22 protein-coding genes and 2 tRNA genes are annotated in these 23001 nt (G+C 45.0%); 11 read left to right on the top strand and 13 right to left on the bottom strand.

The features are described 5' to 3' along the window. Positions 1 to 15: 15 nt before the first annotated feature. Together IKN49_01770 and IKN49_01765 are read left to right on the top strand one after the other, a co-directional pair. Positions 16 to 717 carry a hypothetical protein gene (locus tag IKN49_01770; protein ID MBR3631782.1) on the top strand — a complete coding sequence of 234 codons (702 nt, stop codon included), beginning with the start codon at positions 16 to 18 and terminating at the stop codon, positions 715 to 717. Positions 718 to 734: 17 nt separating this feature from the next. Beyond that, positions 735 to 1733 (top strand): GGGtGRT protein, encoded by a 999-nt coding sequence (locus IKN49_01765; protein MBR3631781.1) that lies wholly within the window; start codon positions 735 to 737, stop codon positions 1731 to 1733. 294 nt (positions 1734 to 2027) lie between these two features. On the opposite strand, the gene IKN49_01760 is transcribed toward IKN49_01765, so the two are convergent. Continuing rightward, positions 2028 to 2951: a prepilin-type N-terminal cleavage/methylation domain-containing protein gene (locus IKN49_01760; GenBank protein MBR3631780.1), complete on the bottom strand. Its 924-nt coding sequence runs from the start codon at positions 2949 to 2951 to the stop codon at positions 2028 to 2030. Between the two features lie 12 nt (positions 2952 to 2963). After that, positions 2964 to 3602 (bottom strand): hypothetical protein, encoded by a 639-nt coding sequence (locus tag IKN49_01755; GenBank protein ID MBR3631779.1) that lies wholly within the window; start codon positions 3600 to 3602, stop codon positions 2964 to 2966. A 178-nt stretch (positions 3603 to 3780) separates the two neighbouring features. On the opposite strand from IKN49_01755, the gene typA reads away from it, so the two are divergent. Both typA and IKN49_01745 read left to right on the top strand, forming a co-directional pair. Beyond that, a complete protein-coding gene (typA, locus tag IKN49_01750) occupies positions 3781 to 5637 on the top strand; it encodes a translational GTPase TypA (GenBank protein MBR3631778.1) in 1857 nt (618 codons plus the stop codon). Between the two features lie 34 nt (positions 5638 to 5671). After that, positions 5672 to 6190: a DUF805 domain-containing protein gene (locus IKN49_01745; protein MBR3631777.1), complete on the top strand. Its 519-nt coding sequence runs from the start codon at positions 5672 to 5674 to the stop codon at positions 6188 to 6190. 97 nt (positions 6191 to 6287) lie between these two features. Here IKN49_01745 and IKN49_01740 read toward each other — a convergent pair whose 3' ends face one another. Continuing rightward, entirely contained in the window at positions 6288 to 6983 is a 696-nt protein-coding gene (locus tag IKN49_01740) for an isoprenyl transferase (GenBank protein ID MBR3631776.1), read from the bottom strand. Positions 6984 to 7060: 77 nt separating this feature from the next. Here IKN49_01740 and IKN49_01735 point away from each other — a divergent pair, with 77 nt between their 5' ends. Genes IKN49_01735 through IKN49_01725 form a run of 3 tightly spaced genes read left to right on the top strand, consistent with a single transcriptional unit; the run spans position 7061 to position 9590 of the window. Then, positions 7061 to 7894, top strand: coding sequence for a diaminopimelate epimerase (locus IKN49_01735; protein ID MBR3631775.1), 834 nt, complete (start codon positions 7061 to 7063; stop codon positions 7892 to 7894). After that, entirely contained in the window at positions 7891 to 9114 is a 1224-nt protein-coding gene (locus IKN49_01730) for an LL-diaminopimelate aminotransferase (GenBank protein ID MBR3631774.1), read from the top strand. The genes IKN49_01735 and IKN49_01730 overlap by 4 nt, the downstream gene beginning before the upstream one ends. 11 nt (positions 9115 to 9125) lie before the next feature. Continuing rightward, the gene (locus IKN49_01725; protein ID MBR3631773.1) at positions 9126 to 9590 is read left to right on the top strand and encodes a type II secretion system protein; all 465 of its coding nucleotides are present in this window, start codon (positions 9126 to 9128) and stop codon (positions 9588 to 9590) included. 32 nt (positions 9591 to 9622) lie between these two features. Here the strand turns inward: IKN49_01725 and IKN49_01720 are convergent, their stop codons facing one another. Genes IKN49_01720 through IKN49_01710 form a run of 3 tightly spaced genes read right to left on the bottom strand, consistent with a single transcriptional unit; the run spans position 9623 to position 13169 of the window. Then, positions 9623 to 10264: a thiamine diphosphokinase gene (locus tag IKN49_01720; protein ID MBR3631772.1), complete on the bottom strand. Its 642-nt coding sequence runs from the start codon at positions 10262 to 10264 to the stop codon at positions 9623 to 9625. Continuing rightward, on the bottom strand, positions 10239 to 11654 hold the full coding sequence (locus IKN49_01715) for a sodium:solute symporter family protein (GenBank protein ID MBR3631771.1): 1416 nt from the start codon (positions 11652 to 11654) through the stop codon (positions 10239 to 10241). The genes IKN49_01720 and IKN49_01715 overlap by 26 nt, the downstream gene beginning before the upstream one ends. 45 nt (positions 11655 to 11699) lie before the next feature. Further along, entirely contained in the window at positions 11700 to 13169 is a 1470-nt protein-coding gene (locus tag IKN49_01710) for a YfcC family protein (protein ID MBR3631770.1), read from the bottom strand. A 430-nt stretch (positions 13170 to 13599) separates the two neighbouring features. Between IKN49_01710 and IKN49_01705 the strand changes: the two genes are divergently transcribed. Then, a complete protein-coding gene (locus tag IKN49_01705; GenBank protein ID MBR3631769.1) occupies positions 13600 to 14199 on the top strand; it encodes a prepilin-type N-terminal cleavage/methylation domain-containing protein in 600 nt (199 codons plus the stop codon). Positions 14200 to 14237: 38 nt separating this feature from the next. Here IKN49_01705 and hydG read toward each other — a convergent pair whose 3' ends face one another. From hydG to IKN49_01690, 3 genes are all read right to left on the bottom strand, one after another. Continuing rightward, positions 14238 to 15620, bottom strand: a complete 1383-nt coding sequence (gene hydG, locus IKN49_01700) for a [FeFe] hydrogenase H-cluster radical SAM maturase HydG (protein MBR3631768.1) — start codon at positions 15618 to 15620, stop codon at positions 14238 to 14240. Between the two features lie 102 nt (positions 15621 to 15722). Further along, positions 15723 to 17021, bottom strand: coding sequence for an asparagine--tRNA ligase (gene asnS, locus IKN49_01695; GenBank protein MBR3631767.1), 1299 nt, complete (start codon positions 17019 to 17021; stop codon positions 15723 to 15725). Positions 17022 to 17069: 48 nt separating this feature from the next. After that, positions 17070 to 17143 (bottom strand) — tRNA-Ala (locus tag IKN49_01690). 100 nt (positions 17144 to 17243) lie between these two features. On the opposite strand from IKN49_01690, the gene IKN49_01685 reads away from it, so the two are divergent. The 3 genes from IKN49_01685 (at position 17244) to IKN49_01675 (ending at position 20918) form a co-directional block, all read left to right on the top strand. Next, the gene (locus tag IKN49_01685; protein MBR3631766.1) at positions 17244 to 18473 is read left to right on the top strand and encodes a histidine--tRNA ligase; all 1230 of its coding nucleotides are present in this window, start codon (positions 17244 to 17246) and stop codon (positions 18471 to 18473) included. Next, positions 18470 to 20218, top strand: a complete 1749-nt coding sequence (gene aspS / locus IKN49_01680; protein ID MBR3631765.1) for an aspartate--tRNA ligase — start codon at positions 18470 to 18472, stop codon at positions 20216 to 20218. The genes IKN49_01685 and aspS overlap by 4 nt, the downstream gene beginning before the upstream one ends. Before the next feature lie 88 nt (positions 20219 to 20306). Beyond that, positions 20307 to 20918 (top strand): hypothetical protein, encoded by a 612-nt coding sequence (locus tag IKN49_01675; GenBank protein ID MBR3631764.1) that lies wholly within the window; start codon positions 20307 to 20309, stop codon positions 20916 to 20918. A gap of 66 nt (positions 20919 to 20984) precedes the next feature. On the opposite strand, the gene pssA is transcribed toward IKN49_01675, so the two are convergent. The 4 genes from pssA to IKN49_01655 form a co-directional block, all read right to left on the bottom strand. Beyond that, on the bottom strand, positions 20985 to 21773 hold the full coding sequence (pssA, locus tag IKN49_01670; protein MBR3631763.1) for a CDP-diacylglycerol--serine O-phosphatidyltransferase: 789 nt from the start codon (positions 21771 to 21773) through the stop codon (positions 20985 to 20987). A gap of 7 nt (positions 21774 to 21780) precedes the next feature. Beyond that, positions 21781 to 22452 (bottom strand): phosphatidylserine decarboxylase, encoded by a 672-nt coding sequence (locus IKN49_01665; protein MBR3631762.1) that lies wholly within the window; start codon positions 22450 to 22452, stop codon positions 21781 to 21783. 37 nt (positions 22453 to 22489) lie between these two features. Then, a tRNA-Leu gene (locus IKN49_01660) sits at positions 22490 to 22573 on the bottom strand. A gap of 61 nt (positions 22574 to 22634) precedes the next feature. Then, a partial coding sequence (locus IKN49_01655; protein ID MBR3631761.1) for a hypothetical protein occupies positions 22635 to 23001 on the bottom strand: 367 nt, incomplete at its 5' end.

The following is a 23001-nucleotide window of genomic DNA, read 5'->3' as shown; positions in this document are numbered from 1 at the left end:
TATTAGGAGAACTTCATGAGCTGTGAAAAATGCACCCCAGAAGTAAAAGAAATGTGCTGCGTTTGCAAAGGCGCCAAGCACGATCCGGCTCCCATTCCTGAAGAAGGCAAATGGGTTAAAGCCAAACAAATTAGTGATATTAGCGGTCTGACCCACGGTGTGGGTTGGTGTGCGCCGCAACAAGGTGCTTGCAAATTGACCTTGAACGTAAAAAATGGCGTCATTAAAGAAGCTTTAGTAGAAACCTTAGGTTGCTCCGGTATGACACACTCTGCTGCAATGGCGGCGGAAATTTTGCCGGGTAAAACCATTTTGGAAGCGTTAAACTCTGACCTGGTGTGTGATGCTATCAATACCGCCATGCGCGAACTGTTCTTGCAAATTGTCTATGGCCGCACGCAAAGTGCTTTTTCTGACGACGGTTTGCCGATTGGCGCCGGCATGGAAGACTTGGGCAAAGGCCACCGCAGCCAAGTAGGCACCATGTACGGTACCGAAGCCAAAGGCCCGCGCTATTTGGAAATGGCCGAAGGGTATGTGTTGGAAATCGGTTTAGACAAGAACAATGAAATCATTGGTTATAAATTTGTCAACTTGGGCAAAATGATGGACGCGATTAAAAAAGGCACCGACGCCAAAACCGCGTTTGAAGAAAACGTCAAAACCTATGGCCGCTTTGACGAAGCTGTCAAGAAAATTGACCCCCGCAAAGAGTAAGCCAAAGGAGAAAAGTTATGACGATCACATTTGAAGGATACGAAAGAAGAATTGACAAAATTAATGCCGCATTAAAAGCCGCCGGTATTAAAGATTTAGAAGAAGCCCGCAAAATCTGCTTGGACAAAGGCATTGACGTAGAAAAAATCGTCAAAGGCATTCAGCCGATTGCTTTTGAAAACGCCGTGTGGGCTTACACCGTGGGCGCCGCGATTGCTTTGAAAGCCGGTGTCAAAACCGCTGCCGAAGCCGCCGAAAAAATCGGTGTCGGTTTGCAGAGCTTCTGCATCCCCGGTTCTGTGGCCGATCAACGTGCCGTCGGTTTAGGCCATGGTAACTTGGGTGCTATGTTGCTGCGCGAAGAAACCAAATGTTTCTGCTTTTTAGCCGGACATGAAAGTTTTGCCGCCGCTGAAGGTGCTATCGGTATTGCCCGCACCGCCAACAAAGTGCGCAAAGAACCGCTCCGCGTTATCTTGAACGGTTTGGGCAAAGATGCCGCGTATATTATTTCCCGTATTAACGGTTTTACATCGGTAGAAACCGAATATGATTACAAAACCGGCGAACTGAAAATCGTCAGCGAAAAAGCTTTCTCCGACGGCGATAAAGCCAAAGTGAAATGCTACGGTGCCGATGATGTGAGCGAAGGCGTAGCCATTATGCGCCACGAAGGAGTGGACGTATCCATTACCGGAAACTCCACCAACCCGACCCGCTTCCAACATCCGGTGGCTGGCACTTATAAAAAATGGGCCATTGAAAACGGCAAAAAATATTTCTCCGTGGCTTCCGGTGGCGGTACAGGCCGCACCTTACACCCGGACAATATGGCCGCCGGTCCTGCCTCTTATGGTATGACCGACACCATGGGTCGTATGCATGGTGATGCGCAATTTGCGGGTTCGTCTTCCGTACCGGCTCACGTGGAAATGATGGGCTTAATTGGTATGGGGAACAACCCGATGGTAGGAGCGACGGTGGCGGTAGCCGTAGCCGTTTCTCAAGCCAAATAACAACTTTTACAGTTGAAACGATTATTGCACGAAACCCGATACGCAAAGTATCGGGTTTCGTCGCTTTGTGCTCAACCATTTTCCAAATTCCCATTCCTTTGCGGTCTCTTGCCCTTGACGTACCTAGCGCTACGCCTATGCGGGCAACTACATCCCGCAAATTAATTGTGAATTTGAAAAATCAGAAAAGCTGACGCGGGTAGCTTCGCGTGCGCGGAACGGCAAAAATACAACACTCATAACAAAAGGCGCGCTCTTTTACGGGCGCGCCTGTTTGCGTGAACTATTCTTTTGTTAAGATGCTGGTATCATATAATTTCCATCGGATGTCTCAATCACAACGTAATATTTGTCGGCATTAACTATTTGCGCACCATTTGTGTCGCTATAATACAATCCCTGCCCTCTGTTTATGTCATTGGTGGGGTCTTCTGTATCACCGGTCATTTCATACCACGTAACAGTGACATTTTCATCCGTCACATCGATTCCTACAAAATCTAGTATTGCGTTCCGATTAAGCATTAACAGAGCATTGTCATATTTAGAAACCTTCATATCACTGCTTAACATGGAGTAAGTCGTTCCTCCTCCCTGAGGTTCTATGGGGTCGTCATCTGTGCCTGGAACAGTCCCGGAAGCAGAGGGAAGCACTCCTACTACATAGGTATCCGTATCTGTTTGGAAATCAATACATAAAGATTTTGCTTGATCTGTTTCCGCTTCTCCGGCATTACAAACCACCGCTCCAAAATGCTCTATCTCACGGGGGTCATAATAACGTCCTAATTTATAGTCTCCATATTGGTCATTATTTACACGGGTTGCTACGACACCGGAAGTATTATCCGGAGCAGAATTTGAGCCAATTAATTCTACCTCAAATCCATTTCCACAGGTTGCACTCGGGGTTCCTAATGTAGTACTAGGAGTTGCTACCTTTGTACAAAAAATGGAAGCTGTTTTTAACGAAGAGGCATCGGCTACCCCTGCCGGAGCTGCATCTAAAGCTCTCCAATTTAATGCATAACCGGAACCTCTTTTCATTTTATAACGCTGTTGGGCCTGCACCACGTTACCCATTAATAATTCTGCTTCGCTAACACGTGACCGCTCTACCGCACGAAAATAAGCAGGCAAAGCCAGGGATGCCAATATGCCTATAATCAGTACCACAACTAAGAGTTCAATAAGGGTAAAACCTTTTCTGTTTTTCATATTTTTCTCTTTTTATTTCCCCAGTACATATTTGCCGTAAGCAAATACGGCCGCGCCCCATACACACCAGCTAAACAACAGAAAAACAATTTCCATTGCTTTAATGCGGGAGGGGGGAAGCTCTTTGGGTAAAGAATTGATGTGATTTTGCAATACATAGGGCGAGAGCAGACAAAAAGCCGCGCCCAATACTCGCCACCCGCTAGCTAACATTGGCAAGCACGCCGCCACCGCGCCGCCCCATAAAGCCGTGCCCCACACAAAAGGCGGGAAAGCAGGTTCTTTGCGCATATACACGCAGGTGCGGTTTAGAATGGCAGTGAGCTGATACATCGAAATAGCGATAAATAGACTGCGTAAAAAAGGTCCGAATAATAAACGTTTACCGGTAGTATTTTTATAGCCTCTTAACATGGATTGCCATTGTTTATAGGCCCAATAAAAAATGAATAATCCGCCGCTTAAAATTTCAAAGAACAGTAAACGTTTGGGGGTTATAAAATAAAAACTGGTTGAAAGCCCCTCTTGTTTAATATCTTCTTTTATTTTTAGGCGTTTAGCCTCGCTGGCATAATCCCAATTTTTTATGCCCAATACATAGATGAGATACAAAATGGCCATGCCACCGAAGATATGTAAAAGTTTTTCCATGCTCTTATTATAATAAATTTTATTTTACTGGGTAGCACTTCTGCACGCGCGGCTGAAAAAATGATAAAATATACATATCTACAAAGTATGCTATGCGGGGCGGCCCCGCCGAATAAACCTCCTGCCGAGCGGTGAGGTTATTTTTTGTGGAAATTTGGAGAGGAAAGATTGAAGTTTTATGAATAATGTACGTAGTGATGTGCGCAATGTGGCTATCATTGCCCACGTAGACCATGGTAAGACCACTGTGGTAGATTCTCTTTTAAAATTAGCCGGACAATTTACCGTTAAAGAAGATGACGCTCAAGAAACCGTTTTAGACTCAAACCCCTTGGAACGTGAGCGCGGTATTACCATTTTGGCCAAGTGTACCTCTGTTAAATATAAAGACCATACCATTAACATCGTTGATACTCCGGGACACGCAGATTTTGGTAGTGAAGTGGAACGCGTGCTGAAAATGGTAGACGGTGCAATTTTAATGGTGGACGCGGTGGAAGGCCCTATGCCGCAAACACGTTTTGTGTTGCGCAAGGCGCTAGCACTTGGGTTACGGCCGATTGTGGTTATTAATAAAATGGACCGCGACCATATCCGCCCCAGCGAAGTAGTCGACGAAGTATTTAATCTGTTTATGGAGTTGGGTGCTACGGATGAACAACTCGATTTCCCTATCTTGTACGCTTCCGGCCGTGAAGGTTGGGCTAGCCTAAAAATGGAAGAGAAAGGCAAAGATATTGCGCCTTTGTTGGACACTATTATTTCTCACGTGCCCGCGCCGGTAGCTATGCCGAACGAACCGCTGCAAATGCAGGTTACCATGCTCGATTACAATAATTTCCTCGGCCATGTGGGTATCGGCCGTATTTTGGCCGGTAAAATTACGCGCGGACAGAGTGTGGTACTACTACACCAAAACGGCACGCAAACTCCGTCTAAGGCAGTCAAAATCGAAATGTATGAAGGCCTTGGCAAAAAAGAAGTGGAAATGGCCCAAGCGGGCGATATCGTATCCATTGCCGGATTAGAAGGGGTAGATGTGGGCGATACCGTGTGCCAACCGGAATTTCCCAAAGCTCTGCCGCCACTGGCTATTGATGAGCCGACGATGTCTATGGACTTTATGGTCAATGACAGTCCGTTCTCCGGCAAAGAAGGTAAATTTGTTACCAGCCGCCACCTAAAAAACCGTTTGGAAAAAGAAGCCCAAACCAATGTCGGCTTAAAAGTGGAACAATTAGAAGGCGAGGGGAAATTCAAAGTATATGGCCGCGGGGAACTACATTTAACGGTACTGATTGAAAATATGCGCCGCGAAGGTTTTGAACTGGCGGTGTCCTCACCCGAAGTGATTTATAAAGAAGAAAACGGGCAAATTTTAGAGCCGATGGAATATCTCGTGTTGGATATTAAATCTGAGCATCAAGGGGCCGTATTTACTTTGGTGGGCCAGCGCGCCGCCAAATTGGAAAATATGGTGTCCGAAGGTGAAGACCGTTTGCGCTTAGAGTATTTAATTCCGGCGCGCGCTTTGCTGGGTTTCAAAAATGAATTTTTAACCGGCACCCGCGGTACAGGTATTATGCACCACAGTTTCCACGGGTATTATCCGAAAGTGAATTTGTCGCCTATCCGCCACAACGGCGTACTGGTAGCCAAAGAAGACGGCGTCACTACTGCCTATGCCTTATTTGCACTGGAAAACGGCGGGGAACTATTTTTAGGGCCCGGCGAAAAAGTGTACATGGGGCAAATTGTGGGGGAAAACTCCCGCGATAATGATTTGGTGGTCAATCCTTGCAAAGCCAAACATTTAAGCAATATGCGTAGCTCGTCAAGCGATGAATCCTACACGCTGACCCCGCCGCGCCAAATGAGTTTGGAGCAAGCGGTGGAATATATTGCCCCTGACGAACTGGTGGAGATTACGCCTTCGTCTTTGCGCTTGCGTAAGAAAATTTTAGTACATCATTTACGCAAACGTGCGGCTATTGCCGAAGAAAAAATGTTGGAAGGCGAAACAGAAGAAAAATAGTAGAAATAACCATTACCACCTCGGAGAATATAGAATGAAACATTTATTTTTGTGGAAGGGCCGTGCCGGTCGATTGGAATATTTGTTGGTGCAAATTGTCACGGGTGCAGTAGTTGCTATGCTCGAGAAATTTCTATCTGCTATTCCGCAGAATACTATTACGGATATGACTAGCATGGTAAACGGTTTATTGGTATTTCTTTTTGTGCTCGCTATTGTGCTGGTATGTGCTTGGGTATATTATACGGCGATATGTCGTAGATTTCATGATATGGATTTATCTGCTTGGTGGTTTTTTGCGGCTATGGCTTTTCTGTTTATTTTTGCAGCTATGAGGGAGTTTGTAGGCGTGATGGCTATGAATGTTTTGTTGAGTATTTCGCCGCTCTTTTTCATCCTATATCCGGGTACGAAAGGCCCTAACAGGTTTGGGCCTCCCACTACTTTAGGGGATATCTTTTTATCGGACAAAAAATCAAATGACACTACGTATACCGGCCCCAAACAAAAAGTAAAAACCAAAGAAGACGGTAGAATTGATTTTCATTTGTAATTTGTGGTAGAGTAAGAACTCCTCTTACGTCAGAAAAGAGAGACCTCTTGTATATAAAAATCCTCCGGTTATACCGGAGGGTTTTTATTTTCAAATCTTATATTCCGCCGAAACGGCGCTGACGATGCTGATATTCTTGCAGGGCCTTTTGTAGCTCTTTTTCATCAAAGTCCGGCCATAAGACAGGCGTAAAATAAAACTCACTATAGGCCGCCTGCCATAACAAAAAATTAGACAGTCGTTGCTCGCCCGAGGTACGGATAATTAGTTCCGGTGCGGGGAGCTGTGGTTGATACAAATGCGCGGAGATATCTTGCGGCGTGATGGCAGTTTTTCCTTCGGCCAGCAAGGCGTTTACCGCGTGCGTAATTTCCTGCTGGGCTCCGTAATTTAGGGCCAAATTAACCGTTAGTCCCGTGTGAGCAGATGTGTTTTGTACCAAGCGGTCCATTTTGGCGAGCAAATGAGTCGGCAACGGCTCGCGTTGGCCGCTAACCAAAATGCGTAAATTTTGTTTTTGTGCGGTGGACTGATATTGCTCCATTGTTTTGTCCAACAAATTCATCAATGTGTCAATTTCTTCTTGCGGACGAGTCCAATTTTCGGTGGAAAATGCATATAAAGTGAGATATTTTATCCCCAGTTTGGTGGCGGCTTCTATCACGCGGCGCACCGCTTGCGCACCTTCTCTGTGACCGGCATTACGCGGCAAATGTTTGGCGGCGGCCCAACGACCGTTTCCGTCCATAATAATAGCCACGTGCTGAGGAGGAAGATTGATGTTGTCGCTCATATGTATATTTTACTTCATTGAAAGCAGTTTGTGGGAAATGCTTGGCGGGGCGGGTTTTCTTTTTATACAATACTGATATGAAATTTGCCAAGTACCATGGATTAGGAAATGATTTTGTGATCGTCAATGCGGTTGAAAATACGCTGACGGATTTTTCAAGCGCGGCCCGCAACGTTTGCGATCGCCGGTTTGGCATTGGCGCAGACGGACTGGTGCTGTTATGGCCCATGGACCGCGAAAATGTAAAAATGCGCATTTTTAATTCCGACGGAAGCGAAGCCGAAATGTGCGGTAATGCCTCGCGTTGCGTACCGCTTTTTTGCCGAGAACAGGGTTGGACGGATAGTACGCGTCTTACGCTACATACGTTAGCCGGCCCGATTGTTACACAATTAACAGATTTAACAAAAAATTGGGTACAGGTAGATATGGGGGCCCCGCGTTTAACGCGCGGAGAAATACCAGTAAATGGCCCGTCCGATGAAAAAGCGATAGAAGTGCCACTAAACATAAACGGCCAAGAATGGATCGGAACAGCCGTATCGATGGGCAATCCGCATTTTGTAATTTTTGTGCCGGACATGGCACAAATTGCTTTAGAGAAAATAGGACCGCAGATTGAAACGCACCCTTTATTTCCGCGAAAAACAAATGTAGAATTCGTGCAAGTTATCGATGAACATACTTTGCGTATGCGCGTGTGGGAACGCGGAGCGGGTATTACGCAGGCTTGCGGTACGGGCTCTTGTGCCACCTTGGTAGCGGCTGTATTGACGGGGAAAAGCCGTCCGGAAGCGGATATCGTGTTAGACGGCGGTACATTGCATGTAAAATGGCCCGAACAAGGCCATGTGCAAATGAGCGGACCGGCAACTAAAGTTTTTGAAGGCATTTATATGGGGAAAGTATGACATTACTGAATGAGAATTATTTGAATTTACAAGGTAGTTATCTATTTGCAGAAGTGGCCCGCCGTACGGCGGCTTACAAAGCAGCCCATCCGGAACAAACCGTGATTAGTTTGGGAATAGGAGATGTAAGCGGTCCGTTGGTGCCGGCAGTAGTGGACGCCTTAAAAAAAGCGTGTGAGGATATGGCCCATACGGAAACCTTTCGCGGATATGGCCCTTATGAAGGATATGATTTTTTGCGTACAGCCATTGCACAGCACGATTATCGGGCCCGCGGAGTGGACATATCTGATGAGGAAATTTTTGTCAGCGACGGGGCAAAAAGCGATGTGGCTAATTTTCAGGAAATTTTTGCAGGGTCGGCACGAGTGGCTTTGCAGGATCCGGTATATCCGGTGTATTTGGATACCAATGTAATGGCCGGCCGTAGCGGGAAATATGCTCACAACGGCTTTGAAAACATCATTTATTTACCTTGTACGGCAGAGAATAATTTTGCGCCGGCATTACCGGCTGAGCACGCCGATATCGTTTATTTGTGCTCGCCAAATAATCCAACGGGCTCAGTACTTACCCGTACACAATTGCAAAAATGGGTGGAGTGGGCTTCAGAGCATAAAGCGGTTATTTTATTTGATTCGGCTTATGAGGCGTTTGTACGTCAACCGGATTTGCCGCGTAGTATTTTTGAAATACCGGGAGCTAAAAAATGTGCGGTGGAGTTTCGCTCTTTTTCTAAAACGGCCGGATTTACGGGAACACGTTGTGCGTACTGTGTGGTGCCCAAAGAGCTGGTCCTTTTAGATCAACAAGGCAATACCCACTATGTGCACGATTTGTGGTTGCGCCGTCAAAGCACCAAATTTAACGGGGTGCCCTATATCATACAACGCGGTGCTGAGGCCGTATATACTCCCCAAGGTCAAGAGCAAACCCGAGCGGTTATTGACGGATATTTAAGCAATGCTCAAGTGTTATTGCAGGCATTGCAAAAAGCCGGTTTAACTGCTTACGGCGGCGAAAATGCCCCCTATATTTGGTTAAAGACACCGACGGGCTTTAATTCTTGGGAATTTTTTGATATGATGTTACAGAAGCTGCAACTAGTGGGAACGCCCGGATCCGGATTTGGTTTAGCCGGAGAAGGATATTTCCGTTTGACGGCTTTTAATACACCGCAAAATACACAGGCGGCCGCACAGCGGATTGCTACTTTATAAAAGGAGAATATATGAAGAAAGGTTTTACTTTGATTGAACTATTAGTGGTCGTTTTGATTATCGGCATTTTGACAGCGATAGCAATGCCTAATTATTCCAAGACTATTGAAAAAAGCCGCGCCACAGAAGCAATGAATATCATCAAGGCGGCTAATGATGCAGTATATAGCTACGCCGCAGAAAGAGGCGTGTGCCCGGCCAGTTTTGACAAGTTGCTGATTGGGATCCCCGGCACAGTTTCGGGAACTACCGCTACCGCTAAACATTATATCTATCGCCTAAATTCAGCGACTAATGCCCCTATTCCGGGTACTACTTGCGGCGGTGTTGTAGCCGAGCGCATCGGAGGGGACTATAAAATTTGGAACCCATATAAAGTGATTGATCCTACCACTAAGAAACGTACTTTGGCTTGCACCGGGAATGAAGGAATCTGTAAAACATTGGGAATCTATACCACACAGACACCCAATTAATGGATATATGTATATCTAAAAAAAGCGGATTTTTAGATCCGCTTTTTTTGTGGAGTATTTTCGATGTATATCAGTAAAAATCCGGTTGATAAAGAAAGAGAGATTTTAGAAGACGTAACTTGATTTGATAAAGTACGCCCCACGTATTGGCGGCCGATATTTTCATGGTTTAGGGCGTAGCGACAGCCACTCAGGGTAACTCCCCGGCAGTAAGAGAGCGGAATAAGGCTTAAACGAGCACCTTTTTGGGCGGAGAAAGTACATCCGCTAAGTCTAGGATAAACGGTCCAATCCGGTCCGCAAAAGCAAATTTGTGCATGTTTCAAATAAGGACGTACGAGCAGTAGATTCCCAATAGTGAAATCTAAGCGGCCACCTACGGCTCCCGCAATCATTATTTGGGTAAATCCCTGGTCAATCAACCAATCCAATGCTTTTTCTAAGTCCGTATTATCTTGGCGTTTTACTTCGATAAAGGAGATGTCTTTGAGACGTTTTTTAGTGCGGGGGGAAACAGAATCCAAGTCTCCGATGACTGTATCGGGTATAATCCCAGCCGACAGGGCAGCATCCGCTCCGCCGTCGGCGGCCAAAATAAAATCGACCTGCTTAGCTAATTTTTTAAGCCATACACCCGGTTTTTCTCCATTACAAATCAGTAGAGCTTTTGACATGTTTTTTCCTCGCAGTACGGGAGAACAGTAAAATAATTATTCCCGTTAATACTCCAATATAAAATCCGTCAATTTGGCGCCAAAAGGGATCTAAAGGCACTAATTTCCATACAGTCATTACAGCCGCGCTGGATAATGCGCTGATTACAAATAAATTATCACTAATTTTTTTCGGATATAAATAGCCGGCCAAAATGGGTACTAATAAGCAAGCTGAAAAATAGGAACCCAGTGTAAGCCAAATCTCTTTGAAACTGCCATGAAATACCTGCGCCATACAAGCGGCCAGTAAGCCGACGAAGAATAAAGCAATTCGATTGGATAGAATTACATTTTGAAAGCGGGTTTTGAGTAAATCAAAACTTAAGGTATTGGCGGCGATGAACAAAAAAGAATTTAACGTAGATAAGATAATAGCCAATATCCCTGCTACAAAAAAACCTTTCAGACCGATGGGAAGTATTTGTACGGCGTAAAAGAAATAGGCTTCTGCGGGTTGTGCTTGCGGTAGTAAGGCGCGGGCATACAAGGCACCGGCAGTAGTGCATAAATCAAAACAAAACCAGATACACGTAGAAATTAAAATGCCTTTTTTTACCACGCTGGGGCTTTTGGCCGCAAAACAGCGTTGGTAAAAACTGGGATCAATTAAAGTGGCAAGCGCAATAAACCCCCAAATTAATGTATTGAGTATCCCTTGTCCGCCGGTTAAACTAAAGTGCGTGGGGGGGAGATGTGTATGTAAAAATTCCATACCGCCAAAATTTCCTACGGAAAATAAGACTACCAACAATACAGAAAAGCACATCACAAAAAACTGTACTAAATCAGAAAATACGACGGATTTGAAACCGCCCCATGCCGTATATAAACAAGTAAAAATAGTTCCCAGTATCATGCCTTGCCATACGGTAATGCCAAAAATCATATTTAAGAACAGTCCTAAACTTAATACATACGCTACCGGTGTCATGTATAAAAACGTAAATACGGCCGCTACTTTACCGGATTTGGGGCCGAACATTTGCTGGGCCAAATCGGGTAAGGTAACAGATTGATATTTTGCGATTTTGTTTACGATAAAGAACGCAAAAATTAAATAGGCAATATACCAAAATATACCTTGGGTAACAAAATTATAAATGCCGTAATTGAAGGTGATTTCATTGACCCCAAAAATGCCGCCGTACCAAGTAGCTACCAGCGTGGCCACAAAAAGCGGTAAGGTTAGTTGGCGTCCCATTAACAAATAATCTAGCGCCCGCGATTGATTGTGTTTCTTGCGGTAATTGCCATACAGGGCGGCTGCCACGGTGCAGAGCAATATCAGCGCAAAGACGCACCAGTCGACAGGGGATAAATAAGAAATAATTTTTAATCTGGGTAGCATATATAATAAAAAGGCCCCCTAAAGGACCTTTTTATTTTACTAATTTTAATGCCAGTTCATAAAATAGGGTGGAACTAATGCGGCAAATGAGAGCAAATACATGATAATCAGTAGCGGTAGCAGCCATTTAATCCATTTGGAGAAAGCGATATTGGCAAAGCCAATGGCCGCAATGGTGACCGGATCGGTGGGGAAAATCATGTTGAGCCAGCTTCCACCCAATTGGAAAGACAACACCATGGTTTGGCGCGTGATGCCAATTAAATCGGCTAGCGGTGCCAAAATAGGCATAGTGAGTACGGCTTTACTAGAGCCGGAGGGAATAAAGAAGTCAATGACGGTTTGTAACATCATGGCCGCCCAAGAAGCGCAAATAGGATGCAGTTTGGAAATACCTTTAGACATAAAGTTGAGCAAGGTGTCTAAAATTTGACCGTTTTGGGCAATGAGCACAATGGCTTGTGCAAAACATAAAGTAATAGCAATAGAGGCCATTCCGCGCACACCATCAAAGAAACTGTCCGTAAATTGCGTCATAGACAGCCCTCCTACAATGGCTGACAAAAAGCCCATTCCCAAGAACAACGCGGCAATTTCAGTGATGTACCAACCTTCTTGGCTCAGATGCAAGATTTGCATCAAATCCCAGCCTGTAAAACCTTGTATGAAAGCACATAATTGCGGTTTAAGTACGCCGGCAATTAGCATCAACATACCCGCTCCGAATACAAACAATACTAATTTTTGGCGCAAAGTGATTTTCTGTATATCTTGGTTGATACCTAATTCCCGACGTTTGAGTTGGTCATAGTTATAGGTCAAACTCTTGGTAGGGTCTTTGTGTATTTTGTGTGCATAAATCATTAAATAGGTAATTACAACAGCGGTACAAATGACCCAAATCAGTAGTCTATATCCTAAACCGGAATAGAGCGGCACTTGCGCAATGCCTTGTGCGATACCGACGGTAAACGGATTGGTAAAGGCCGCAGCAAAGCCCACTCCGGCTCCCACAAACGGAATGGCGGTGCCGATAGCAGAGTCATAGCCCAGCGAAAGAGCAAGCGGAATTAAAATAGGAATAAAAATCAGCGTTTCTTCACACATACCAAAGGTGGCCCCGCATAGCGAAAACAAAATAATTCCTAAGGGAATAAATAGAAATTTAAACTGCGGTTTCCGTCCAAAAAACAGGCTGGCCTCCTTGATGCCGGCGGCAATGGCACCGGTTTTTTCAATCACAGCCAGTACACCGCCGATAATGAGCAAGAAAGCAATCACGAGTGCCGTATTTTCAAAGCCATTGATAGGGGCTTTTAGCACATCAAAAATACCTTGTGGTTGGCTGGCTACTGCGTGATAGGTGCCCGGCACCACTACTTCGCGCCCGTCTGTCAGCACGCGGTCATAGGCGCCGCTGGGCACAATCCATGTCATTACGGTTACCAGTAAAATAATGGAGAAAATAATACTTAATGTGTTAAGTTGCGGCAGTTTGAATTTCCAAGTTTTCATGTGTTAAAAATCTCCGACAGAGAAATAAAATAAAATTAACTTTTATATTGTACTAAATTCGTATGAAGAAGTTGACATATAAAATTGAAAAACTGATATAATAAAACAGTAGTACAGGAGGAAAAGTATAGGATAGGGCTTTATATGCCCGGTACAATTTAATCTGTTTTTGGAACCGTATATAAAATACGGAGAGCTTTTAGGAAACTAAAGGCACTCTTGAACTCCAAGAACAGTCGTATTAAGCACAATGAAAAGGAACTTATAATCCCTTTTTGTTGTGCTGAATGTTTGTCGTTTTCAAAGCGACAAATTACGGCTGTTATGGCTTGGGTTAGTTCAAGAGGCTCAAACATAGCGGCCGTTTTTTATGTCCGTTTTCCAAAAAAAAAGGAGAGAAAGTATGAAAAATAACAATAAAATAGCTGTCATGCTGAGAAGTTTTTGCTCAGCATCTCAACCGCTTAATAAGGATGAGGCCCTGAACAAAGACGCTTTCAGGGCGACACGTTGTGTCGGTTTTACTTTGATTGAACTACTGGTAGTGGTGTTAATTATCGGCATTTTGTCAGCCATTGCCTTGCCTCAATATGAAAGAGCCATTTGGAGAAGTCGAGGGGCCCAGTTACGTATTTTAGTTCAAGCATTAGCCGATGCGCAGACGGTGTATTTTTTAGCTAATGGTAAATATGCCACAAAATTTTCTGAACTAGATATTAACTTTCCTGGGGAAAATACATCAAGTGGTATTGGAGCTACTTCTTCTAATGACTCAAGATTAAATAATGAGTATAGTCAGTTATTGGTAAATGTTTCTAGTAGTTTTGCTGCATCGTCTGCGGTATTTACGAAAGGGCCATATAAGGACTGTGCTATAAGTTATCCGCATGATTACCCGGAAACAGAGATTAATCAGAAATATGTTTGTGGTGTAGGCAGTACAAATAATTCATGCTGTTGGGAAATATTTGGAACGTCCAAAATTCCCATTTCCCGTTCTCACGGGACAATATATTATGAATTGCCTTAATTCCAAATTTGAATTGAGAATCTTTTGCAAAAATATCTCTAAAAATACAGATCTCTTTTTCCGTTTTTGATTTTAGTTAAATTATCGTCAATTAGTTTGCGAATAGCCGTTCCCTCGGCAAAGGCCTCTTGGGCGGTGCTGTGAATCAGCGCGTAGCCCTTTTGTTTAAGCGGAGCCGGGGCAAAATCTTCCAAATATTCCGCAAACGTGAACATGGCATTGGGCAGACAATGTTTTTTAATCAGTCCGGGTTTAGCCATATCCATAAAATCTTTTCCGACGCGGCCCAGACGGTAGCATCCGGTACAGAAAGACGGCATGTGTTTGGCATCCACCACCGCATCAATGACTTCTGCCAAACTGCGGTTGTCGGTTAAAGTAAATTGGCTTCCGTTTTCTTTGTCATACGAGTAGCCGCCCGGGTTGACGCGGGACGCGGCAGAAATTTGCGATACGCCCAGTTCCAAACAGGCATTGCGCATTTCCGGTTTTTCGCGCGTACTCATAATAATACCTGTGTACGGAACCGCTAAACGCAAGACCGCCACGATCTTTTTAAAATCAGTATCAGACGGCATATGCGGCGGATGTAGACTAAAGTCAGATCCTTCTGCCGGCTCAATACGCGGCACGGAAATCGTGTGTGGGCCCACGCCGTAGGTGCGGTCTAAATGAAAGGAGTGTTCCAAGGTGGCTAAAATTTCATATTTATAGTCATATAGTCCCAGTAACGGCCCAATGCCCACGTCATTCATACCGGCTTGCAACGCACGGTCCATAACGTCCAGGCGGAATTGATAGTCGGCTTTTTTGCCGGCCAAATGCAATTTTTTATAGGTGTCTTGATGATAGGTTTCTTGGAAGACTTGGAACGTGCCAATGCCGCATTTTTTTAACTCGGCAAATTCCTCTAACGTCAGCGGGGCAATGTTTACATTGACGCGGCGGATATTTTGTCCGTTCCAAGTCGTGTCGTAAATAGCTTTAATGCTGTCATACACGTATTGCAAACCGCCACCCGGATAGGCCTCGCCCGCGACCATTAAAATACGTTTGTGCCCTTGTTTTAATAGTTCGGTTACTTCCTGATGAATTTCGTCCATCGTGCTGGCATGGCGTTTGAGCGTTTTGTTACTGCGGCGGAAGGCGCAATACACACATTCATTGGTGCAAATATTAGAAATATACAGCGGTGCAAATAAGACGATACGGTTGCCGTAAATGGCTTCTTTGACGTATTTAGCGGTATCAAAAATCTGTTGTAACAGTTTCCCGTCGGTTACGTTGAGCAGTACGGCGGCTTCTTCTAAGGAAATGCCTTTTAATTCTTTGGCTTTATGTAAAATATCCGTCACCTTGTCGTCTGTATAAGAGGCGGCTTTTTCCAAGGTTCGTTGTAGTTTTTCATCATCTATAATCATATAGATATTTTATCAATTTTAGGACTGCCGGAACAGAGAAAAAATAGCTAAAACAGCCCCGCCAAAAGCGGGGCTGTTTTGTGTGTGTCTGATTTCAAAATCTTACGGTCTGATTTTATCCATCATGCGGGCAAACGGAATCGTTTCGCGCACGTGTTGCAAACCGCACACCCAGCGCACCATACGTTCAATACCCATACCGAAACCGGAATGGGGAACAGAGCCGTATTTGCGCAAATCTAAATACCAGTCATAACCGGCAGGATCAAGGCCGCTTTCTTTCATGCGGCGCACCATGGTATCGTAATCGTCTTCACGCTGGCTACCGCCGATAATTTCGCCTGCACCTTCCGGTCCGATCACATCTACCGCCAGCACCACTTTCGGGTTTTTCGGGTCTTGTTTCATATAGAAGGCCTTAATGGCGGTAGGATAGCGGTGAATCATAATGGGGGTGTCATAATCTTCCCCAAGCAGGGTTTCTTCATCGCCGCCAATATCGCCGCCCCACGGGGTGTTATTGCCTTTTTTATGCAAAATTTCAATAGCATCTGTATAATCAATGCGCGGAAATTTTTTCTCCACAGTGGCTTGTAATTTGGTAGTATCGCGTTCCAATACTTTGAGTTCCGCGGCGCGGTTTTTAAGTACTTGTCCTACGATATATTTAATGAAATCTTCGGCTAAATCCATATTGTCGTCTAAATCATTGTAGGCTACTTCCGGCTCTACCATCCAAAATTCCGTCAAATGGCGGCGAGTTTTAGATTTTTCCGCGCGGAATGTCGGCCCGAAACAATACGTGCGGCCTAAGGCCATCGCAGAGGCTTCTCCGTAAAGTTGACCGCTTTGGCTGAGGAAAGCCTTTTCGCCGAAATAATCGGTTTCGAACAAGGTGCTCGTGCCTTCACAGGCGGCCGGCGTCAAGATGGGGGAGTCTGCCAGCACAAATCCGTTTTTGTGTAAATATTCGCGAATGGCAAAAATAATTTCATCGCGGATTTTCAAAATGGCATTTTGTTTGGCAGAGCGCAACCATAAATGGCGGTTGTGCATCAAAAATTCCGGTCCGTGTTCTTTAGGGGAAATGGGATAATCTTTGGCCAGTTGCAACACTTGCAAATCTTTCACGCCCATTTCAAAACCGAGCGGAGAGCGTTTATCTTCGCGAATGGTACCCGTGACAATAATAGAAGATTCTTGGGTGAGTTTATCTGCTAAATCGAATAATTCCGGCGATACTTCTCCTTTGAACATAACGCACTGGATAATACCGCTACCATCGCGCAATTGCAAGAAATGCAATTTTCCACTGGAACGTTTGTTATACAGCCACCCTTTTAACGTAATTTCTTGGCCGACGTATTGGCCCACATCAGTAACACGAATTTTGCTAGACATAAAATTTCCTTTTTAGAAAAAACCCCGCTTGGGCGGGGTCATAAAGTTTGGACGTGATCGGGATCGAACCGACGACCTCCTCGTTGCGAACGAGGCGCTCTCCCAAACTGAGCTACACGCCCGTAAATCGAATATATTCATTATAGCATATACAGAATTGAAAAGTAAATTTCTCTATTTTACTTACTTACCAACGCGCTCAAAATGCTAAAATAAAGTTATATGAGCAAATTAGTCAGAGGTTTTAGGGACATTTTTGAGCCCCAATCTACATTATTTACCGAACTAGAAAATTGTGCCCGCGGGGTGTTGCACCGCTACGGGTTTTCGGAATTACGTTTGCCAACGGTAGAGCAAAAGGAACTTTTTATTAAATCTACCGGCGAAACGACCGATATTGTACAAAAAGAAATGTACGCTTTTGAAGATGCCGGCCACCGACAGTTGGCCATTCGTCCGGAAGGTACTCCGGGTGTGGTGCGTGCGTATTTAGAAAATAATTTTACACAAGCCGCTCCCGTACAGAAATTTTTCTATATAGGAAATATGTTCCGCGCGGAACGTCCGCAAGCAGGCCGCTACCGCGAGTTTGAACAAATCGGTGCCGAATCTATCGGCAATTCCGCTCCAGCGGCAGATGCCGAAATGATTTTGATGCTCAAAGACATTGTGTCGGCTTTCGGAGCCAAAAATTATTCCGTTAAAATTAACAGTTTGGGGTGCGATAAGTGTCGTCCGCTCTATCGTCAAGCATTGATTGATTTCTTATCTAAAGAAAAAGACACTTTGTGCGAAAATTGTCAGACACGCCTTGAGAAAAATCCGTTGCGTGTACTCGATTGCAAAATTGACGGACCGCGTTTTGCCGGTAAAGTACCGACGATGCAACTTTGCCCGGAATGTCAGGCACACTTTGACGAAGTACAACGCTTGCTGAAGGGAAAAATTGATTTTATCGTGGACCCGATGCTCGTGCGCGGACTGGATTATTACAGCCGCACCGTATTTGAATTTCAAGCGGGCGATACGTCACAAAATGCGATTGCCGCGGGTGGTCGCTACGACGGACTCATTAAAAGTATGGGCGGTCCTATGACGCCGGCAGTGGGTTGGGCCATGGGCGTAGAGCGCGTGATTGCTTCCCGCGCGGAAGTGCCCGTTAAAACTGAAAAAAGTGTGTATATGGTCTCTTTGGGGCCTTGCTGTAATGAAACTGCTTTCAATTTGATGCAAGACTTGCGTGCGGCCGGCGTGCGCACGGAAGGTGGTTTGTTTGACAAAAATGCCAAGGGGCAAATGAAACAAGCCAATCGCTGTGGTGCGGCGATTGCCCTGATTTTAGGGGAAGATGAACTGGCCGCTAAACAAATTACACTCAAAGATTTAACAAGCGGAGAGCAAAAACAAATTCCGCTTGAAAACGTTATTACCGAGGTAAAAAAATTAGTATGAAACGAACATCTTATTGCGGTGCGTTAAACGCCTCGCACATTGATTCCAAACAAACGGTTTGCGGCTGGATTAACAGTTACCGCAATCACGGCGGCGTACTATTTTTGGACGTGCGCGACCGCAGCGGACTGGTGCAAATTGTAGTAGGGCCGGAAAGCAAATTTTTTGAACTAGCCTCTAGCCTTCGCAACGAATATGTGGTAGAAGTAACCGGCACCGTTAAACATCGTATTGAAGGAGCCGTCAATAAAAATATTCCGACAGGTGAAATTGAAATTGTCGTGGAAGATTTGAAACTATTAAATACTTCTGTTCCGCTTCCTTTTGATATCGAAAAATCTCGCAATGCAAGTGAAGAAACGCGTATGAAATACCGCTACTTAGATTTGCGCAATCCGGTCATGGTGCGCAATTTAACCATGCGCCACAAAGTAGCCCAAGCGGCGCGGCGGTATTTGGACGGTCAAGGATTTTTGGAAATTGAAACCCCGGTACTGACACGCTCTACACCGGAAGGTGCGCGCGATTATTTGGTACCGTCTCGCATTCATCATGGTCAATTTTACGCTTTGCCGCAAAGTCCGCAGATGTTTAAGCAGACTTTAATGGCCAGCGGAATTGATCGCTATTTCCAACTCGCACGATGTTTCCGCGACGAGGATTTGCGTGCCGACCGTCAGCCCGAGCATACACAAATTGATATGGAAATGTCCTTTGTGACCATTGAGGATATTCACGAAATCGTGGAAGGACTGATGAAGGAACTTTTCAAAGTGGGCGGCTATGAACTCACCACGCCGTTTCCGAAACTCCCTTACAATGATGCCATGAATTTATATGGTTCGGACAAGCCGGATTTGCGCTATGATTTGCAAATCAAAAATGTCAGCGATATTTTTGCCAAGACGGGTTTTAAGGTGTTTGCTGATGTATTAGCGGCCAAAGGGGCTATTTATGCCTTGCGCGGAGAAAAGGGCGCGGCTATGTCGCGCGGACAGATTGACAAATTGACCGATTTAGCCAAAAAGAACGGTGCCAAAGGGCTCGTGTGGCTCAAAGTCAAAGACGGCAAATTGGAAAGTCTGACCGCTAAGTTTTTCACGCCGGAAGAAATGACAGCCTTGCAAAGCGCTGTAGCCGCTGAGGAGGGGGACATTATCTTGGTGGGTAGTGACGCTAACGTGCGGACTTGCCAAACTTTTATGGGGGCGCTTCGCAAAGAACTGGTGAAAAATTTAACCCCCAAGTGCAAATGGGCATTTGCGTGGATTACCGATTTCCCGCTTTTGGAATATATTCCGGAAGAAGACCGCTGGGATGCCGCGCACAATCCGTTTACCGCCCCGCACGAGGAAGATTTGGACAAATTAGAAAGTGACCCCGGTTCCGTGCGCTCGTATCAATTTGATATGGTGCTCAACGGAAACGAATTGGCTTCCGGCTCGGTGCGTAACTGCCGCCGCGAAGTGCAAGAGCGCATTTTGGCTTTGATGAAACACAGCAAAGAACAAGCCGCCTTGCGCTTTGGCATGCTACTCAATGCCTTGCAATACGGCGCGCCTCCGCACGGCGGAATTGGCATTGGGTTAGACCGCGTGACGGCTTTACTCGTAGGGGAAGATTCCATTCGCGAAGTAATTGCTTTCCCGAAGACCACACAAGCGGTGTGTCCGCTCACGGAATCTCCCAATGTGGTAGATGAACAGCAACTCAAAGATTTAGGAATTGAGATTGCCAAGGAGTAAGTTGCAACCTTCCTTAGATCTATACAGATGCCTTCGTTCGAAGGCATCTGTTTTTTACATCGGACTTGATTTTTGTTATACTGAAAGTATGAGAATGATTTCATTAATTTTGATGTCATTGCTACTTGCCGTAGAAACCGGGGCGGTGGTCAATGCCGCACCGCAAAAGGCATTTACTACAACGGATAAACAGGCCGAGTTTTGGTACGCTATTGAGCATAATGACACGACGCACGTGCGCAAACTGGCACGCAAAGATAAACGGTTGGTATACTCGTTCAAGAAAGGAATGACCCCGTATTTATATTCCGTCAAAAACGGGAACCGTAAAATGGCATGGATGTTGGCCGATGAATTTTGGGCGCATGCATATGATCGTTGTTCCTGGGGAAATGCCATTCATATTGCTGTAGAAAACCAAGATTTTCCGATGTTAAAATTAACTATGAAAGTGGCTCAAATGGATTTTAATGAGGATTTGCTGGAGCAGTTAATTAATGAACAGCGCCACAGTGCCAAACCTGATCAAAAACGGGCAGATCTCAACACTCCTCTTCATATAGCGGCGCTGCATTGTAACCGAGAAATGTATGACTATTTAGTCAGCTTTGGAGCCAACGAAACAAAGGTAAATATCAACTTTAAGACAGCGGCAGAGATACTGGCCACTTGTCCAAAACAACCCAAAGAGAAAAAATAATCAGCGAAATTTTGCCATAAAAAACCCCGCTTTTTGGCGGGGTTTTTTATATAACTGAGCAAACTTTTACTTTTCTATTTTGATGCCTTTGAAGGCTCTGTACAAAACTGCCAAGAGTCCAAACAGTACATAAGCAGACATCACAATAAAAACGATATTTTGCGGGAAGCGCACTAACATCACTACCACACACACGATTAATAAAATCGTCCACACACTCATTTTTTTGTTACGTTTTGCTTTGAAAGCGGCGTACGGTACCGTCGACACCATTAATACAGCCATGACTAACATAGCCAAAGCGACTACATTGTACACATACGGTAAATAAGCCTCCACAATACGCATATTGTGGCCGCCCATATTGGTTTGCATAATACTGTAAGAAATAGCAAAGGAAGCTAAAATAGCCGCCGGAGCCGGTACCGGTAAGCCGGAGAAGTATTTTTTAGAGCCTTTGCCTTCTTGGGCCATGACATTAAATTTGGCCAAGCGCAAGATGCCAAAACAGGCATAAATACACGCAATCGGTGCACCCCAAATGGGATAGTTGTGTAGCACCAAAAAATACATCAAACATGCCGGAGCCGTGCAGAAGGAAACGCCGTCAGCTAAGGAATCCATTTCCACACCGAAATTGCTTTCCGTGCCTAACATGCGGGCCACACGGCCGTCAAATAAGTCAAACACCGCGGCAATTAAAATCAGCCAACCGGCTTTGGCAAAGTGTCCTTGGGCGGCGCTTAAAATGGAAAAAAATCCACACGCCAAATTGCCCAGCGTAAATAAAGAGGGCGCTGCGACCGCGCCCGTATGTTTTAATTTGTTGACAGTATTTGCTTGTTCTTCAGTCATAAATCCTCTATTTCCACAAGGCAATTACCGTATTACCGCCTTGTACTTTTTGTCCTTCCTTTACCAGCACGCGCACCTTATCTTTGGGTAAATAAATAGCCACTTGGCTCCCAAAGCGAATGAGGCCGATCAAATTGCCTACTTTAATTTCTTGACCGGGTTTGACCCAACATTCAATGCGCCGTGCAATAGCGCCGGTGATTTGTTCCACATGAGCAAAACGGCTGGCGTCATTGGGGCGGAAGAATTGAATTAAATTGCGTTCATTATCGGTGGCGGCGTTGGGATTATTGGCAAATAAGAATTGGCCTTTGTGATAGAAAATTTCGCCCACTTTTCCGGTAATGGTTGCACGCTGTACGTGCACATCAAAAATAGATAAGAAAATGCGGATAACGACTGAGTTTGGGTCGTCTTCTGTTTTAATGCTTAGCACGGTGCCGTTGGCAGGGGAAGCAATTTCGTCTTCGGCAAATTCTACTTCGCATTTAGGAATGCGGAAGAAAAAAGCACAGAAACACGCAATTAATAAGAAAATGCCGCCGATAACTTTGAATCCAAAAAACAGGAATAAAACGGCAATTAGTAATGCAATAGAGAAAAAACGTAAGCCTGTAGAATGTACGGTAAATACCCAGCCGAAGGTTTTGGCTAAGGTGCGTTGAAGATCTTCTAACATAATCTGCTCCTGCCGGAGTGCCGGATTTAATACAGAGTGGGCAGGGGGGGACTCGAACCCCCACGGCCTTGCGGCCAACAGATTTTAAGTCTGTCGCGTCTACCAATTCCGCCACCAGCCCTTTTCTGTACAATTATTATAACAAAATTCTAATTCAGTTGTACAGAAGGTTTAAATTTTGATTAACATTTCGGGGCAGTAGAAGGGCAATATCCTTTGCCGTAATCTTCACAACAACCCGTACCATGATAAGTAGTATCTTCTGAACACCCTCCACTTGCTAGTGCTACACATTTTCCTCCATCGTTGACCGTTGCGTTGCGGCAAGCCATTCCATGGGTAGCCAAACACACTCCTCCTTTGTTTATTGTGGCTACTGAGCATGCCCATGATACACCCGTATCTCCTGGTTGACAAATCCCACCATCATTAATAGTAACCTTTCGACAGCCAGAATATCCACCTGCCAAACAAGTACCACCATCATTTATAGTTATATCACGACAACCACCACTAGTTGAAATACATACACCCCCTTCGTTAACTTGT

Source organism: Elusimicrobiaceae bacterium (genome assembly GCA_017528825.1).
Lineage (GTDB): Bacteria > Elusimicrobiota > Elusimicrobia > Elusimicrobiales > Elusimicrobiaceae > Avelusimicrobium.
This window is presented reverse-complemented; position numbering and strand designations above follow the sequence as displayed.